The organism is Micromonospora sp. WMMA1998, from assembly GCF_027497375.1.
In the GTDB taxonomy this organism is placed as follows: domain Bacteria; phylum Actinomycetota; class Actinomycetes; order Mycobacteriales; family Micromonosporaceae; genus Micromonospora; species Micromonospora sediminicola.
In genome coordinates this window covers 6,374,661-6,389,330 of the sequence record NZ_CP114911.1, presented here as the reverse complement: position 1 = coordinate 6,389,330, position 14,670 = coordinate 6,374,661, and the positions used below count along the sequence as shown (strand labels likewise).

The 14,670-nt window shown below is 74.2% G+C and carries 18 protein-coding genes; 11 read left to right on the top strand and 7 right to left on the bottom strand.

What is annotated here, in order from left to right; all coding sequences use genetic code 11:
- The first annotated feature begins 37 nt into the window (after positions 1-37).
- From O7600_RS29720 to O7600_RS29705, 4 genes are all read left to right on the top strand, one after another.
- Positions 38-454 (top strand): DUF2795 domain-containing protein, encoded by a 417-nt coding sequence (locus O7600_RS29720; RefSeq protein ID WP_099164666.1) that lies wholly within the window; start codon positions 38-40, stop codon positions 452-454.
- Positions 455-509: 55 nt separating this feature from the next.
- Positions 510-971: an SRPBCC family protein gene (locus tag O7600_RS29715; protein WP_091578334.1), complete on the top strand. Its 462-nt coding sequence runs from the start codon at positions 510-512 to the stop codon at positions 969-971.
- Positions 972-1,079: 108 nt separating this feature from the next.
- Entirely contained in the window at positions 1,080-1,343 is a 264-nt protein-coding gene (locus O7600_RS29710) for a hypothetical protein (RefSeq protein ID WP_091578336.1), read from the top strand.
- Positions 1,344-1,504: 161 nt separating this feature from the next.
- Entirely contained in the window at positions 1,505-1,717 is a 213-nt protein-coding gene (locus tag O7600_RS29705; RefSeq protein WP_091578338.1) for a hypothetical protein, read from the top strand.
- 7 nt (positions 1,718-1,724) lie between these two features.
- Here the strand turns inward: O7600_RS29705 and O7600_RS29700 are convergent, their stop codons facing one another.
- Entirely contained in the window at positions 1,725-2,165 is a 441-nt protein-coding gene (locus tag O7600_RS29700; protein WP_281591651.1) for a hypothetical protein, read from the bottom strand.
- Positions 2,166-2,327: 162 nt separating this feature from the next.
- Here O7600_RS29700 and O7600_RS29695 point away from each other — a divergent pair, with 162 nt between their 5' ends.
- Complete coding sequence (locus O7600_RS29695; RefSeq protein WP_281591650.1) at positions 2,328-2,690, top strand: DUF6401 family natural product biosynthesis protein; 363 nt, start codon at positions 2,328-2,330, stop codon at positions 2,688-2,690.
- Between the two features lie 57 nt (positions 2,691-2,747).
- Here the strand turns inward: O7600_RS29695 and O7600_RS29690 are convergent, their stop codons facing one another.
- Positions 2,748-3,605, bottom strand: a complete 858-nt coding sequence (locus tag O7600_RS29690; protein WP_281591649.1) for a hypothetical protein — start codon at positions 3,603-3,605, stop codon at positions 2,748-2,750.
- Positions 3,606-3,805: 200 nt separating this feature from the next.
- Here O7600_RS29690 and O7600_RS29685 point away from each other — a divergent pair, with 200 nt between their 5' ends.
- From O7600_RS29685 to O7600_RS29675, 3 genes are all read left to right on the top strand, one after another.
- Complete coding sequence (locus tag O7600_RS29685; RefSeq protein WP_281591648.1) at positions 3,806-5,962, top strand: SpoIIE family protein phosphatase; 2,157 nt, start codon at positions 3,806-3,808, stop codon at positions 5,960-5,962.
- 9 nt (positions 5,963-5,971) lie between these two features.
- The gene (locus O7600_RS29680; RefSeq protein WP_281591647.1) at positions 5,972-6,649 is read left to right on the top strand and encodes an HAD family hydrolase; all 678 of its coding nucleotides are present in this window, start codon (positions 5,972-5,974) and stop codon (positions 6,647-6,649) included.
- Positions 6,650-6,749: 100 nt separating this feature from the next.
- On the top strand, positions 6,750-8,045 hold the full coding sequence (locus O7600_RS29675) for a cation:proton antiporter (RefSeq protein ID WP_281591646.1): 1,296 nt from the start codon (positions 6,750-6,752) through the stop codon (positions 8,043-8,045).
- Between the two features lie 8 nt (positions 8,046-8,053).
- Here the strand turns inward: O7600_RS29675 and O7600_RS29670 are convergent, their stop codons facing one another.
- Positions 8,054-9,019: an FAD-dependent oxidoreductase gene (locus tag O7600_RS29670; RefSeq protein ID WP_281591645.1), complete on the bottom strand. Its 966-nt coding sequence runs from the start codon at positions 9,017-9,019 to the stop codon at positions 8,054-8,056.
- A gap of 80 nt (positions 9,020-9,099) precedes the next feature.
- On the opposite strand from O7600_RS29670, the gene O7600_RS29665 reads away from it, so the two are divergent.
- Positions 9,100-9,306 carry a DUF3072 domain-containing protein gene (locus O7600_RS29665; protein ID WP_091583772.1) on the top strand — a complete coding sequence of 69 codons (207 nt, stop codon included), beginning with the start codon at positions 9,100-9,102 and terminating at the stop codon, positions 9,304-9,306.
- A gap of 2 nt (positions 9,307-9,308) precedes the next feature.
- On the opposite strand, the gene O7600_RS29660 is transcribed toward O7600_RS29665, so the two are convergent.
- Positions 9,309-9,809: a metallophosphoesterase gene (locus tag O7600_RS29660; protein ID WP_281591644.1), complete on the bottom strand. Its 501-nt coding sequence runs from the start codon at positions 9,807-9,809 to the stop codon at positions 9,309-9,311.
- A 106-nt stretch (positions 9,810-9,915) separates the two neighbouring features.
- On the opposite strand from O7600_RS29660, the gene O7600_RS29655 reads away from it, so the two are divergent.
- A complete protein-coding gene (locus O7600_RS29655; protein WP_281591643.1) occupies positions 9,916-10,695 on the top strand; it encodes a helix-turn-helix transcriptional regulator in 780 nt (259 codons plus the stop codon).
- A 7-nt stretch (positions 10,696-10,702) separates the two neighbouring features.
- On the opposite strand, the gene O7600_RS29650 is transcribed toward O7600_RS29655, so the two are convergent.
- Positions 10,703-11,482 (bottom strand): glucose 1-dehydrogenase, encoded by a 780-nt coding sequence (locus tag O7600_RS29650; RefSeq protein WP_091578364.1) that lies wholly within the window; start codon positions 11,480-11,482, stop codon positions 10,703-10,705.
- Positions 11,479-13,314 (bottom strand): glycoside hydrolase family 15 protein, encoded by a 1,836-nt coding sequence (locus tag O7600_RS29645; protein WP_281591642.1) that lies wholly within the window; start codon positions 13,312-13,314, stop codon positions 11,479-11,481. The genes O7600_RS29650 and O7600_RS29645 overlap by 4 nt, the downstream gene beginning before the upstream one ends.
- A 111-nt stretch (positions 13,315-13,425) precedes the next feature.
- Here O7600_RS29645 and O7600_RS29640 point away from each other — a divergent pair, with 111 nt between their 5' ends.
- Positions 13,426-14,013, top strand: a complete 588-nt coding sequence (locus tag O7600_RS29640) for a general stress protein (RefSeq protein WP_091578369.1) — start codon at positions 13,426-13,428, stop codon at positions 14,011-14,013.
- 51 nt (positions 14,014-14,064) lie between these two features.
- On the opposite strand, the gene O7600_RS29635 is transcribed toward O7600_RS29640, so the two are convergent.
- Positions 14,065-14,652 (bottom strand): DUF1684 domain-containing protein, encoded by a 588-nt coding sequence (locus tag O7600_RS29635; protein WP_281591641.1) that lies wholly within the window; start codon positions 14,650-14,652, stop codon positions 14,065-14,067.
- Positions 14,653-14,670 lie beyond the last annotated feature (18 nt).

The following is a 14,670-nucleotide window of genomic DNA, read 5'->3' as shown; positions in this document are numbered from 1 at the left end:
CGGTTTACCGGCGATCCCCCGGGGCATGTCTGTGGGCATGGAACGTGGCAGCAGCAAGCACTCGCCCAGGGTCGACGATCAGATGAGCAGCGAGGTCAGCGGTCTCGTCCAGGGGCCGGGCACCGGGGGCTCGCGGGTCGACGAGTTCCGCGTCCCCGAGCCGGCCGGCGAGGACCAGCCCGAGGCCACCACGGCCCCGGCCGGAGAGCTGCGCACCGGCGCTCCGCAGGGGATGAGCTCCCAGGACGTGGAGGCGCGCAGCCGCCTCGGCCGGTTCATCGGCATGGCGGCGCTGCCCGGCGACCGCGACACGCTGGTGGCCAACGCCCGGGAGAACGAGGCGCCCGCGGACGTCGTCGCGGCGCTGGAGAGCCTGCCGGAGGGCACGCGTTACCAGACGGTTTCCGAGGTGTGGGCCGCACTCGGGCACAAGAACGAGACGACGCGCTGGTGAGCGGACCGGCCCACGGTCCGCACCACGGCACCGGCGGAACAGGAGGAACCCCGACATGAGCGGCGTTATGGAACACGTGGACGTGGACGTCCCGATCCGGACCGCGTACGACCAGTGGACCCAGTTCGAGGAGTTCCCGCACTTCATGGAGGGCGTGCAGGAGGTACGGCAGCTCTCCGACACGATGACGCACTGGACCGTGGAGATCGCCGGGGTCAAGCGCGAGTTCGACGCCGAGATCACCGAGCAGCTGCCGGACGAGCGGGTCGCCTGGCGTTCCACCGGGGGCACCCAGCAGGCCGGCGTGGTGACCTTCCACCGCCTCGACGAGGGGCACACCCGGGTCACGCTGCAGATGGAGTTCGAGCCGCACGGCGTGGTCGAGCAGGCCGGCGACAAGCTGGGCGTGGTCGACCGCCGGGCCAAGGGCGACCTGGCGCGGTTCAAGACGTTCATCGAGCGGCGCGGTCAGGAGACCGGCGCCTGGCGCGGTGAGGTCGACCGGCCGACTCCCTGAGTCCCCGCTTCCCCCCGTACCGAAGCTTCGATGGCCGCCGGCTCGCCCGGCGGCCATCGCGCTGTCCGGCGGCCGTTTGCGATCATTCCGCCCGGGTACCGCAGGGGAATGACCGACAACGACCGCCACGTGTGGCGCGACGAGGACCGCACTCCCCTGCACGAGCTGGACCAGGCGATCGCCCGGTCGACGCTGGACGGCCAGGCCGACGACGCCACCGGCAACGACGCCGGCGAGGAGGCCGCGTTCGGCCACGGTCCCGAGGCGGTGGACCGGGGCGCCGGCCCGGAGGCCGAGCGGCGGGAGATGACCGACGCGGACCGGGCGTACCGGCCGTCGACCACCGGCCGGACCGGGCCGGACACCATGTGAGGCGCCGGCTCCGGGGGGCCGGAAGCTACCCGGAGCCGGTCACCCTACGCTCGACCGAAACGACAAAAAGTGAGGTACGGGCGGTCGGGAAAACGGACAGCCCATCCAGAATCGGCCGAACGGCTGACGGCGCTCCCCCCATGGCGCGCAAGACTTTCGGGATGGATCAGGGCTCCGCTTTCCTCTCCACCCGTCAGCGCCGCCTCGCCTGGCTGGGCTTCCTGCTCGCCGCCGTCCAGGCGCCGGTCGCCGCGAAGTTCACCGACGACAGCTCCTGGCTCTTCAGCCTGGTGGTCGCGTTGATGGTCGCGACCGTGATCATCGCCGACGACGGCGCGCGCCGCCGTCCGGCCGACGCGCGTTCCTCGGACTGACTCCTCGCTACGCCGGGCGCGCCTCGTGCCCCGGCCGGCCCCGGGAGCGGCGGCGCTCCTTCATCTCCGCCTCGTAGAGGTGCCGCCGGCCGCCGACCAGGTCGTCCCGGGCCTGCCGGTCCATCTCCCGGAACAGCGCGTAGTAGCCGTCGTCGAAGTCCTCGACGATCTGGAAGGTCCACCGTCCGGCGATGACGTTGCGACCGAGCAGGTCGCGGTCGATCCGCTCGGCGAGGGCCGGGTGCCCGGCGGAGCGGAACAGCTGCACCGCGTCGTCCAGCATCAGGTCGGCGTGGCCGATCAGCTGGTGCAGTTCGTAGAGGTGGCCGCGGGCCCGCTCGACGCACTCCAGGGCCTCGCTGAGCTTGCCCAGCGCCTCGACCGTGGCGTCACTCACCCCGTCCGGGCGGCGGTGCGCCCGGTCCGGTCCGTCGTGCGGCTGTCCCATCCTGTTCCTCCACGGGCTCGCTGCGCCGTCCGCGCGGTTTCCTTCTGCCCCGGGACGGGCTGCTCAATCCCGCCGGACGACACCGCCGGTCACCCGGCTGATCCGGGCATCGGCCGGTCGGCCGAGGTCAGCCCGCTCCCGCCGGGGCTAGCCTCGGTCACCATGCGCGTGCCGAACAACCGGGTCGCGACCCCCTCCGCGGCGGTGGCCGCACGGTCGACCCTCACCACGCTGACCACCGCCGTCGGCACCGCCGGGCTCGCTGCGGCCTTCGCGAACCCCGGGCTGCTCGCGGAGGTCGACCAGCACGCCGCCGGCGTGCGCGACAGCCTGCACGGCGACCGCCGGCCGCTGGGCGTGGCGGCCCTCGCCGGCTACGCCGAAGGGCTGCGCGACGCGGCGACGGAACACGGCTGGACGCCCCCGGAGGGGCCGGTCGACTGGTCGGCGCCGGGCTGGCTGCTCACCCGCCTGCTCGCGGTCTGCCTGCTGGCCCGCGGGTTGGACCCCCGACAGCTGGCCTGAGGCACGGCGACGGGGTGTCCGCGATCGCCCCGCGAACACCCCGGTCACCCGCCTCCGTCAGCCGTTGGGCCGGCGGAACTGCTGCGTCTGGTCGCCCGACTGCCCGGAGCGGTAGGTGCCCGCCCCCGACATCGACTCCGGCCCGGTCGGGGTCGGCTGTGCGCCCCGGTCGGCCATCTGCCGCTCGTAGTCGCTGCGACCCGCCTGCTGCGCCTGCCGCTGCTCCCGGAACGCCCGGGACTCCTCGGCGGCCCGGTGCAGCCAGCCGTCCCAGCGGTCCTGCATCGGCTTGATCAGACCACCGCCGACACCCACGATCAGGATGCCCGCCACGGTGGCGAGGAAGGCCACGAGCACCGGTGTGGTCACCGTGGTCGCGATGCCCACCTGGTTGAGCGCGGCGATGATGCCGAGCGCCAGGATGAAGATCGCGGTCACGTCGGCCAGCACCCGGCCGTAGGAGAGCCCGCCGAGCGCGCCGGAGACCAGGTCCCGGACGGCGTTGGCGATGGCGGCGGCGATCACCACGATGACGATCGCCACGAAGGCCCGCGGCAGCCAGGACACCACCCCGCGGATCAGGTCGCTGATCGCGTTGGGCCCCCACACCCCGAAGGCGAACTGCAGGGTGAACAGCAGGACCGCGTAGTAGGCCAGTCTGGCCAGGATGTCGCTGGCGTCGTACCTGGTGCGTTCGAGGGCGCGTTTGATCCCGCCGCGTTCCACGGCGCGGTCGAACCCGACCCGTTCCAGTGCCGCGTCCACGATTTTGAGGACGGCTCGGGCGATGAGCCAACCCACCACGAGGATCGCGATGAACGCGATGGCCCTCGGTACGAAGAGCAGCACCGACCTCCAGAAGTCGGTCCAGGCCGCACTGATGTCGACCTGACCGACCGCGAGGGTTTTCGGCATGATGTCCCTCCTGTCGCGTGAACTGCGCCGCCCGCATACCCGATGACCTCGGCAGCACGCCGAGCCGGACCCGGCCAATTTCCCGACATGCCCTGCCGAACCGGCCCTGACCTGCACTAACGTCCGACCACCGGAGGACCGGGGCCGACTCGGGCCACATGATCGGAACCGGACCGCCACGCTCCGGTTAGGCTGCGGTCATGCCAGGCACCGTCGGTCGGGTTCCCACACCCTCCGTCCCCACTCCGGGAGCATCCGCCGGTCCGGTCGCCACCGGGCCGGCCGCCGCGACCGCCCACCCGTGGGCCGACACGCCCCTGGGTGCGCCGGAGAACTGGGACCCCGCCGTCCGCGCCGTGATGGACGTGGTGCTGGACTCGCCGGTGCCGATGGCGCTGCTTCTCGGCGACGACCTCGTCCTGCACTACAACGAGGGGTACGCGGAGCTGATCGGCGACCGCCACCCGGGCGCGCTCGGCCGGCCGGCGGCGGAGGTGTTCGCCGAGGTGTGGCGGGAGGCCGGCGCCGGCGAGGCGCTGGAGCGCGTCTACCGACTGGGCGAGCCCTTCCTCGAGCGGGAGGCGGTGCTGCCGGCCGACCGGCAGGGCGGGGGCCCGGCCGAGCCGGCCGTGTTCACCCGCGGCCACTCCCCGGTCCGCGACTCCACCGGCCGGATCGTCGGCGTGCTCACCGTGTCGGCGCAGACCACCCAGCTCACCCAGCAGTTGCAGAGCCTGAGCGACTTCGCCGCGGCGCTCTCCGGCACGCTCACGTTGGACGACGTGGCCCGGGTGACGCTGCGCTACTGCCTGCACTCGTTCGACGCCGACCGGGTCTCCCTCGCGGTGGACGAGGGCGCCGCGTGGCGGATGGTCCGGCGCATCCGGGGTGAGCTGCTCGACGAGGCCGACGAGCGACTGCCCCCGCTGTGGCGTCGGCTCGGCGCCGACTCGGCGCTGCCGGCGGTGGTGACGGCGCGCAGCGGTGTGCCCTCGTTCGCCGCCGACGGGCAGCCGCTGCGCGACGTCGCGGCGGACCGGCATGACGAGAAGATCCGGGCGCTCGCCGCGCTGCCGCTGCGCTCCTCGGTGATCCGGGGCGCGCTCACCGTGGGCTATCAGGCGCCGCGGCCCTGGTCCCCGGCGGAGCGGGCGCTGCTCGCCGCGTCGGCCGAGCTGATCGGCCAGGCCGCCGAACGGGCCCGCCGGTTCGAGACCCAGCACGGCACCGCCCAGCTGTTGCAGCGCAGCATGCTGCCCGAGCAGCTGCCCGATCTGCCCCGGCTGCGCATCGCCGCCCGCTACGAACCGGGCGTCGACGGCAACGCCGCCGGTGGCGACTTCTACGACGCGTTCCTGCTGCCCTCCGGCGCGCTGGGCGTGGTCCTCGGTGACGTGGCCGGCCACGACGTGCAGGCCGCCGCCCGGATGGGTCAGGTACGCGCCGCGCTGCGCGCGCTCGCCCTGTCCGACTCCCGCCCGGACGCGGTGCTCGGCGGTCTGGACCGGCTGGTCGGGAGTCTCGGCACCGAGGGCGGCACGCACGAGCTCTTCGTGACCGTGGTGTTCGGCGTGGTCGACGTGGACCGCGAGGCGCTCACGCTGAGCAGCGCCGGTCATCCCGCGCCGCTGATCCGGCGCGGCGGCCCCGACGCCGGCGCCGAGTTCGTCGAGGTGCCGCCCGGCCCGCCGCTGGGCCTCGGCGGCCGGGCCCGGACGGTCACCGTGCCGTTCCGTCCCGGGGACACCCTGCTGCTCTACAGCGACGGGGTGGTGGAACGACGCTGGCAGGACCTGGCGAGCGGGCTGGCCGGGCTGGGCGCGGCGGTGAGCGCCGCGAGCAGTGGCGACCCCCGCGCGCTGTGCGCGGTCGCGACCGCCGCCGTGCCGGGCGCGACCGAGGACGACGTGGCCGTGCTGGCGGTGGAGCACGCGGTCCGACCCAGCCGGTCGGCCGGCATGGAGGTGCCGGCCGAGCCGACCGCGCCGAGCCGGGTCCGGCACTGGCTGACCGCCCAGCTCACCGAGTGGCAGGTCCCCGAGGCGGTGGTCGGCGCGGCGGTGCTGTGCACCAGCGAGCTGACCACCAACGCGCTGCTGCACGCCGGCACCGCAGCCCGGGTGGAGATCGACCTCAGCGCGGAACGCCTGCTGGTCTCGGTCGCCGACTCCGGCACCCGGGGGCAGGTCACCCGGGCCCAGACCGACACGCTGAGCAGCCGTGGCCGTGGGCTCGGCCTGATCGAGGAGCTGAGCGACGCCTGGGGCACCGACCCGACGGTGCGGGGTTCGACGGTCTGGTTCGAGATCCTCATCCCCCGGGGCGGGTCACGCGTCGACGCCCCCGCGGCGGGGTAGGAGGCACCCATGGCCGACGACACGCGCCGCGGCGTCCTCTTCGACGTGGACGGCACCCTGATCGACTCCACCTACCTGCACACGGTGAGCTGGTGGGAGGCGCTGCGTCAGGCCGACCACCGGGTGCCGATGGCCCGGATCCACCGGTCCATCGGCATGGGCTCGGACAAGCTCCTCGACCACCTGCTCGGCGCCGAACGGGACCGCGACGCCGACGGCCGGCTGCGCGACGCGCACGACGCGCTCTACGCCGAGTACTGGGAGCGGCTGGCGCCGTTGCCCCGGGCGCGGGAGCTGCTGCACGCCTGCGCGGAGCGCGGGTTGCGGGTGGTGCTGGCCACCTCCGCGGCCGCGCACGAGGTGACCGCGTTGCGCGCCGCGTTGGACGCCGACGACGTGATCGACACGGTCACGTCCTCCGCCGACGCGCAGGAGAGCAAGCCGGCGCCGGACATCCTGGAGGCGGCGCTGGACCAGTCGGGGCTGACCGCCGACCGGGTGGTCTTCGTCGGCGACTCGGTGTGGGACGTGGCCGCCGCCGGCAAGCTGGACATCCCCTGCATCGGCCTGACCTGCGGCGGCACCGGCCGCGCCGAGCTGGCCGGCGCCGGGGCGGTGGCGGTGTACGAGGACCCGGCGGACCTGCTGGACGCCCTGCCCGAGAGCGCGATCGGCACCCTCGGCTGAACCGCCGCCGAACTGGGCCGCACCGCCAGGCTTAGCCCGACCCCCGACGGGGCACTGCTGGCACCACCGCCCGGCCCACGGGCGACGGAAGGGTGGTGCCGTGGAACCGGTCGATGTCGCGTTCGCTCTGCTGGGCGTCGGTGCGCTGCTGGCGGGGATCCTGCCCCGGATGCTGGAGAAGCGACCGCTGTCCATGCCGATCGCGTTCCTCGGGCTGGGCATGCTGGTCTTCGTGCTGCCGACCGGTCTGCCGGCGCCGGATCCGCTGCGCTCGCCGGAGTTGACCACCCACCTCACCGAGGTGGGGGTGATCGTCGCCCTGATGGGCGCCGGCCTGAAGATCGACCGGCCGTTGAGCTGGGCCCGCTGGTCGTCGACCTGGCGTCTGCTGGCCATCGCCATGCCGCTGTGCATCGCCGCCGTGGCGCTGCTCGGCTGGTGGTGGGCCGGCCTGGTGCCGGCGGCGGCGTTGCTGCTCGGCGCGGCGCTCGCCCCGACCGACCCGGTGCTCGCCTCGGACGTGCAGGTGGGCGAGCCGACCAACGCGGAGGACTCGGAGGACGAGGTGCGCTTCGCGCTCACCTCGGAGGCGGGCCTCAACGACGGCCTGGCCTTCCCGTTCGTCTACGCCGCCATCGCGATCGCCACCACCAGCCTCGCTCCCTCGGACTGGCTGCTCCACTGGCTGAGCGTCGACGTGGTCTACAAGCTCGCCGTCGGTGTGGGCGGTGGACTGCTGGTCGGCTGGTTGCTCGGCAAGCTGTTCTTCCGCGCCCCGAGCGAGCTGCGACTGGCCCGGCACTCCGAGGGCTTTCTCGCCCTGGCCGCGACGTTCCTCGCGTACGGGCTGGTCGAGGTGGTCGGCGGCTACGGCTTCCTGGCCGTGTTCGTGGCCGCGCGGGCGATCCGGGCCGCCGAGCGCACGCACGAGTTCCACTCGGTGCTGCACGACTTCGCCGAGCAGGTGGAACGGCTGCTCACCGTGCTGTTGCTGCTGCTGTTCGGCGGCGCGGTGGTGACCGGCCTGCTCGCCCCGCTGACCTGGCCGGCGGCGCTGGTCGGGCTGGCCCTGGTGCTGGTGATCCGGCCGCTGGCGGGTTGGCTGTCGCTGCGCGGCGCGCCGGGCCGCGCCACCGAGCACTGGGTGATCTCGCTGTTCGGCATCCGCGGCGTCGGATCGTTCTACTACCTGGCGTACGCCACCAGCAAGACCGACTTCCCGCAGGCGGAGCTGCTCTGGGCCACCGTCGGCCTGGTGGTGGTGGTCTCGGTGGTGGTGCACGGCGTCGCCGCGACCCCGGTGATGCAGTTGCTGGACCGGGCCGGCGAGCGTACCCGCGACGGCGCGGAGGAGGGCCGGGCCGCGCAGCCGGTGCTCGACGGCGCCCGGGGCTGACCGCGGGGTCAGCCGGCGCGCAACCGGTCGACGAGCGCGCGACCCAGGTCCCGGCCGGACCGCCAGGCGCTCTGCACCCGGGGCCGCCCGAACGCGTCGCCGGCCAGACCGATCCCGTCGGCGTCCAGGTGGTACGTCCCGCCCTCGGCCACCCGCACCGGCCGGGCGTACGTCCACCGGTGCACGTGGGTCGACGTGGCCGGCTCGGGCAGGCCGAGCAGGTCCCGCACCGCCTGTTCGACGGCCGGCCGGGCGGCGGTGGGTTGGAGCAGGTGCCCGGCGGCGAACTCGGCGGTGGTGTGCGCGACCAGCACCGGGGCCCCGTCGCCGCGCCGGTCGCCGTCGTCGCAGACCAGGCTCAGCACCGGGTGGTCGTTGACGAACGCCCCCCGGAAGTCGGGCCAGCGACGGGACGGGAAGTGCAGCACGGCGGAGAGCGTGGACGCCCAGCGTTGCGCCGCCACCGCCCGGGTGGCCTCGGCGAACGCCGGGTCCAGCAGCAGCGCGGCCTGCGGCCCGGGCATGGCGAGCACCACCGCCTCGGCCGCCCGCCCGTCCACCCGGGGTCCCGGCTCGACGGTCATGACCAGCCGGTCGTGGGTCACCGGAAGGTCGGCGGCCAGGTGTTCGACGAGCGAGCGCAGCCCGCGCGGGGCGGCCCAGCGCACCGGGCCGGTCACCTCCTCGCGCCCGCGCGGCCCGTACGAGACGAGCGTGTCGGTCCACTCCCGCACCAGCCCGGCGGCCTGCCAGTCGGCCACCACGGCGGCGAAGTCCGGGTCGTCGACGGTGAAGTAGGCGGCGCCCAGGTCGGCGGGGCGGCCGTCGAAGCGTTTGCTGGCCATCCGCCCGCCGGTCACCCGGCCGCGTTCGCGCACCTCCACCGGGACGCCGGCGCGGACCAGCTCGGTCGCGCACGCCACCCCGGCGATCCCCGCGCCGACCACCACCACACCCGCCCGGTCCGCCGTCATGTCGTGATCGTAGGCCGCGGCGGGCATGAACCGGCCGGCACGGGGGTAGTGGAACACCTGTTCGAGGAGAGGTGATCAGCATGACCGACCGCAACAACAATCCGGACGCCGCCGTAAAGGACCCGGACGACTGGGTGACCGGCGACGAGCCGCCGACCGCGGCCCAGGAGTCCTACCTGCACACCCTGGCCCAGGAGGCGGGTGAGCAGGTGCCGGACGGGCTGACCAAGGCCGAGGCGTCCCGCCGGATCGACGAGCTCCAGGCGGAGACCGGCCGGGGGCGCTGAGGTCAGCGCGGGGGCAGGCGGTGCAGCTCGACCCGGTCGAGCCGCCCCGTCGCCACCCGCGCGGTCAGGTAGGTCGCGTACGGCTGGGCCCGCCGGTCGGTCGGGGAGCCCGGGTTGAGCAGCCGCAGCCCGCCCGGCGCGACGCTGTCCCACGGGATGTGCGAGTGGCCGAACACCAGCAGGTCGCGGTCGCCGTACGCGGCGGCGCAGCGCTCCTCCCGGCGGGTCTTCGGGCCGGTCTCGTGCACCACCGCGACCCGCAGCCCGTCCAGCTCGACCCGGGCCACCTCGGGCAGCCGGGCGCGCAGCGGCGGGCCGTCGTTGTTGCCGTACACGCCGACCAGCCGGCGGGACCGGGCCTCCAGGGCGTCCAGCAGCGACTCGTCCACCCAGTCGCCGGCGTGCAGCACCACGTCGGCCGCGTCGACCGCCGCCCACAGCGCGGCCGGGAGGTCCTTCGCCCGCTTCGGCACGTGCGTGTCCGCCATGATCACCAGCTCCATTCCCCCATCCTCCCCCACCCCTCGCCGCCGGGCCCCGATCAAGGAGCGCACGACGGCGCGAACTCGTTGATCAACACCTCGGGGTCGGTGGGCCTAGGATGAGGGGGTGGGCGAGGTCGGCGGGCTGCTGCGGGAGTGGCGGACCCGGCGGCGGCTCAGTCAGCTCGCGCTCGCCCACGAGGCGGAGATCTCCCCCCGGCACCTGAGCTTCCTGGAGACCGGGCGCTCCACGCCCAGCCGGGAGATGGTGCTCCGGCTGGCCGAGCACCTGGACGTGCCGCTGCGCGACCGCGACCAGCTGCTGCTCGCCGCCGGCTACGCGCCGGTCTACCCCCGACGCGCCCTCGACTCCCCCGAGCTGAGCCGGGTCCGCGCAGCGGTCCGGCTGGTGCTGCGGGCGCACGAACCCTGGCCCGCGGTGGCGGTGGACCGACGGTGGCGGCTGGTCGACGGCAACGCGGCGGTGCCGGTGCTCACCGCCGGCGCGGCGCCCCACCTGCTGCGGCCGCCGGTGAACGCGCTGCGGCTGACCCTGCACCCGGACGGGCTGGCGCCCCGGGTGCTCAACCTCGGGCAGTGGCGGGCGCACCTGCTGGCCCGGCTGCGCCGGCAGGCGCAGCTCACCGCCGACCCGGACCTCACCGCGCTCCTCGACGAGCTGCGCGGATACCCGGGCGGGACCGACCCGGAGCCGGCCGCGCCGGGGCCGGGTGACGTGGTGGTGCCGCTGCGGCTGCGGCACGGCGACGGCGAGTTGACCCTGCTCAGCACCGTGTCCACGTTCGGCACCCCGCTCGACGTCACCGTGGAGGAGCTGTCCATCGAGACGTTCCTGCCCGGCGACGAGACCACCGCCGCCGCGTTGCGCGCCGCGACGCCGACCTGAGCGCCGCTCAGGCGCCCTGACCCTGGTTCTGCATCAGGCCACCGTCCATGAAGTACGTCGACCCGGTGACGTAGTCGGCGTCGTCGCTGGCGAGGAAGACCGCCAGCTTGGCGATCTCGGACGGCTGGGCGGCCCGCTTCCAGGGGATGCTCTGCACCTGCTCCTCCAGATACTTCGGGTCGTCGATCGCCTCCTGGTTGAACGGGGTGAGCACCATGCCGGGCCCGATGTTGTTGACGTTCATCCGCATCGGCGCGACCTCCAGCGCCAGGCTCTTGGCGAACTCCAGCATCGCGCCCTTGCTGGTGTCGTAGTCGGCGCCGCCGGCCCGGGCCACCTCCTGGTGGATCGAGGTGATGTTGATGATCCGGCCGCCGCCGCCCTGCTCCTTGCGGTGGCGCACGAAGCGCCGGGAGCAGAAGAACGTCCCGTAGACGTTGGTCCGGATGCACCGGTCCCACGTCTCGGTGTCCAGGTCGGCGACCGGGATGCCGGAGGCGTCCACGCCGGCGTCGTTCATCAGCACGTCCAACCGGTCGAACTCGGCCAGCGCCTCGTCGAACATCGCCTCGACCTGGTGCTCGACGCTGATGTCGCCCTGCACCACCACGGCCCGACGACCGACCTTCTCGATCTCGGCCCGGGTGTGGTTGGCCCCGGCGTGGTCGTGCAGGTAGTGCACCACCACGTCGGCGCCCTCCCGGCCGAACTCGATCGCGGTGGCCTGCCCGATGCCCGAGTCCGAGCCGGTGATCAGGGCGGTCTTCCCCGCCAGCCGTCCGGTCATCCGGTTGCTCCCTCCGTGTGGGCCGCGCCGGTCGGCACGGCCGCTCGTTCGCCGGCGCGTCGCGCCACGGCGTCGGTGATCCGGCCCGCGGCGATGATCAGGCCGATGTGCGAGAACGCCTGCGGGAAGTTGCCGAGCTGCTCGCCGGTGGCCTGGTCGATCTGCTCGGCGTAGAGGCCGAGGTCGTTGGCGCGGGCGGTGAGCTGCTCGAACATCTGCCGGGCCCGGTCGATCTCGCCCGCCTCGGCACGGCAGGCGGCCAGCCAGAACGAGCAGATCACGAACCCGGCCGGGTCGTCGTCCCAGCGGCGCAGCAGCCCGTCCCGGGACAACCGCCGCTCGACAACGTCCATCGTGGCGCGCATCCGCGGGTCGTCGGCGGGCAGGAAGCCGACCAACGGCATGATCAGCACCGAGGCGTCCAGGTCGTCGGAGTCGAACGCGCCGGTGAACGCGCCGACCCGCTCGTTCCAGCCCCGGTCGAGCACCACCGCCCGCACCTCGTCCCGGGCGGCGGCCCACCGCGCCACGTCGGCGGGCTCGCCGATGCGTGGTCCGAACCGCACGGCGCGGTCCAGCGCGGTCCAGCACTGGACCTTCGACGAGACGTAGTGCCGCTCCGCGTCGCGCGCCTCCCACATCCCGGCGTCGGGCCGGTGCCAGTCGCGTACCGCCTGGTCGGCCAGCGTGTGCAGCAGGTGGCGGACCTCGGGCGACATCGGGTCGAGGTAGTGCCGCATCAGCCAGGCGGCGTCGAGCACCTCGCCCAGCACGTCGTTCTGTCGCTGCCGCCACGCGTCGTTGCCGACCAGCACCGGCCGGCTGCCCTCGTAGCCGGCGAGATGGTCGAGGTCGTGCTCGGTGAGGTCCCGCTCCCCCTCGACGCCGTACATGATCGGCACCGGGGCGTCGCCGATCCGGCCGATCGCCCGGGCCACCCAGGTGAACTGCCGGTCCGCCTCGTCAGGGCAGGCGGCCCGCCAGAGCGCCTGGAGGGTGAGGCTGAAGTCGCGGAGCCAGACGAAGCGGTAGTCGTAGTTGCGGTCCCCGCCGATCTGCTCCGGCAGTGAGGCGGTGGCCGCCGCGACGACCGCGCCGCTCGGCCCGTACGTCATGCCCTGCACCACCATCGCGCTGCGCCGGACCTGGTCGCGGTACTCGCCCCGGTAGTCGTGCAGGTCGGCCCAGGAGCGCCAGCCGGTGACCGCGTCGGCCACCACCCGGGCGGCGTCGGGCAGCTCCGGGTCGGTGCCGGAGTACGTCGGGGCGTACCCCAGGGTGAACCGGTGGGTGCTGCCGGCGCGGGCGGTGAACCGCCCGACGGCGGCCGCGTCGGTGAGGGTGAGCGGGACGTCGGCGCGCAGGTCCAGGCGGCACACGCCGGCCGCCGCGCTGATCACCCCGTCGCGTTCGACGAGGTAGGCGCGGACCCGGCCGTACTCGAAACGCGGCACGTAGTCGGTCCGCATCGGCACCTCGCCGCTGAGCCCTTCGACCACGCGGGCGAGCACGCGCGGCGGTCGCAGCCCGATCTCGTGGCCGCGCGCGCCGGGCTCCAGCGCCAGCGTGTCGGTGACGGCCGCCGTGCCGGTCGCGGTGGTGAAGACGGTACGCAGGACCAGCGTGTCGTCCAGATAGGAGCGGGTGCTGGTGAACTCGCCCTCGGGGTGGACGCTCCAGTACCCCGCGTCGTCGCCGAGGAGCCGACCGAAGACCGACGGCGCGTCGAAGCGGTGCGGGCACCACCAGTTGACCGCGCCGGCCCGGTCCACCAGCGCCGCGCTGCACCCGTCGGCGAGGAAGCCGTGCTCGCTGATCCGTCCGGTCCGCACGGTCGTGGCTACCCGCCCGGGCCGGAGCCATGCCTGGCCGCATCCGTGCCGTCGGCCGCGTTACCGCCCGCCGCCGACGGGAACGCGGCGGGTTGACGAAGGAGGATGCTCATGACCAGACCCTCGACTCCGACCGCGGCCTGGCGACCCGGAATGCCGGGCGGCGACAACCTCCCGTCCGGCCCGGGCGGTCGCCCGACGCCGCCGAGCGGGGACGGGCACGGGCCGCAGGCCGGTGCGCCGACCGTCACGATCGGTTCGTATCCGGACTATCCGTCCGCCCAGCGTGTGGTGGACTATCTGGCCGACAACCGGTTCCCGGTGGAACGGACCTCGATCGTCGGCACGAACCTGACGCTGGTGGAGACCGTGATGGGGCGGCTCACCACGGGGCGGGCGGCCCTGCTGGGCGCCGGCACCGGCGCCTGGTTCGGCCTGTTCATCGGGTTGCTGTTCGGCATCTTCACCGCGGGCAACTGGTTGGCGGTGATCCTGGTCGGGCTGGTCATCGGCGCGATCTGGGGTGCCGTGTTCGGCGCGGTCGCGCACGCCATGACCGGTGGGCAGCGCGACTTCACCTCGGCCAGCTCGCTGCGGGCCGGCCAGTACGCGGTCACCGTGGAGGCGGAGGTGGCGGAGCAGGCGCGGCAGCTGCTGGGCCGGATGCACCTCACGCCGACCGGCGCCACCGCCCGCTGAGCGGCGCGACACGGCGAGGGAGGGCCCGCGCTGCGGGTCCTCCCTCTCGCGTCAGACGTGGTAGGCCCGCTCGCCGGCGCGCAGGGGCACGTCGACGCGGTTCTCCGGCGGGGCGAGCGGGCAGGCCCACCGGTCGTCGTAGGCGCAGCTCGGGTTGTAGAGGTAGTTCGCGTCCAACCGCACCCGGCCGCCGGGCAGCACCGTCAGGCCGCGTCCGAACGTCCCCTTGACCGTGTCGGTGAGATACCGGCCCCCGCCGTACGCCCCGTCGCCGCAGGTGGCGTCGCGCACCGGCAGGAACAGCCCACCCCCGTACGCCTCGATCCACCAGAGCGTCAGCGGACCCCAGGGGGTGTCGGCGACCGCCACCCGGCGGTAGGAGACCACCCCGTCGGGGCCGCCGGTGTCGATGCTCAGCTCGCCCGAGGTGGGCCGCAGCGGCGCCTCGACCACGGCGTCCGGGTCGGGCGGGAACCAGCGCAGTCCGGTGAAGCCGGGCCGGTCGTCCGGCGGCACCGGGCTGCTCGGGTGGGTGCGAAACAGCTCGTCCCGGGCCGCCCGGAAGCCGGCCAGGTCCAGGTCCGAGAGGTAGAGCCGGGCCACCCGCTCCCGCCAGTCGAGCACGTCGAGATCGTCCATACCCCGACCCTAGCCGGA

Excerpts from the sequence above, each read along its gene's own strand:
- O7600_RS29720 (WP_099164666.1), top strand. The coding sequence starts at position 38 with ATGGAACGTGGCAGCAGCAAGCACTCGCCCAGGGTCGACGATCAGATG.
- O7600_RS29715 (WP_091578334.1), top strand. The coding sequence starts at position 510 with ATGAGCGGCGTTATGGAACACGTGGACGTGGACGTCCCGATCCGGACC.
- O7600_RS29710 (WP_091578336.1), top strand. The coding sequence starts at position 1,080 with ATGACCGACAACGACCGCCACGTGTGGCGCGACGAGGACCGCACTCCC.
- O7600_RS29705 (WP_091578338.1), top strand. The coding sequence starts at position 1,505 with ATGGATCAGGGCTCCGCTTTCCTCTCCACCCGTCAGCGCCGCCTCGCC.
- O7600_RS29700 (WP_281591651.1), bottom strand. The coding sequence starts at position 2,165 with ATGGGACAGCCGCACGACGGACCGGACCGGGCGCACCGCCGCCCGGAC.
- O7600_RS29695 (WP_281591650.1), top strand. The coding sequence starts at position 2,328 with ATGCGCGTGCCGAACAACCGGGTCGCGACCCCCTCCGCGGCGGTGGCC.
- O7600_RS29690 (WP_281591649.1), bottom strand. The coding sequence starts at position 3,605 with ATGCCGAAAACCCTCGCGGTCGGTCAGGTCGACATCAGTGCGGCCTGG.
- O7600_RS29685 (WP_281591648.1), top strand. The coding sequence starts at position 3,806 with ATGCCAGGCACCGTCGGTCGGGTTCCCACACCCTCCGTCCCCACTCCG.
- O7600_RS29680 (WP_281591647.1), top strand. The coding sequence starts at position 5,972 with ATGGCCGACGACACGCGCCGCGGCGTCCTCTTCGACGTGGACGGCACC.
- O7600_RS29670 (WP_281591645.1), bottom strand. The coding sequence starts at position 9,019 with ATGACGGCGGACCGGGCGGGTGTGGTGGTGGTCGGCGCGGGGATCGCC.
- O7600_RS29665 (WP_091583772.1), top strand. The coding sequence starts at position 9,100 with ATGACCGACCGCAACAACAATCCGGACGCCGCCGTAAAGGACCCGGAC.
- O7600_RS29660 (WP_281591644.1), bottom strand. The coding sequence starts at position 9,809 with ATGGAGCTGGTGATCATGGCGGACACGCACGTGCCGAAGCGGGCGAAG.
- O7600_RS29650 (WP_091578364.1), bottom strand. The coding sequence starts at position 11,482 with ATGACCGGACGGCTGGCGGGGAAGACCGCCCTGATCACCGGCTCGGAC.
- O7600_RS29640 (WP_091578369.1), top strand. The coding sequence starts at position 13,426 with ATGACCAGACCCTCGACTCCGACCGCGGCCTGGCGACCCGGAATGCCG.
- O7600_RS29635 (WP_281591641.1), bottom strand. The coding sequence starts at position 14,652 with ATGGACGATCTCGACGTGCTCGACTGGCGGGAGCGGGTGGCCCGGCTC.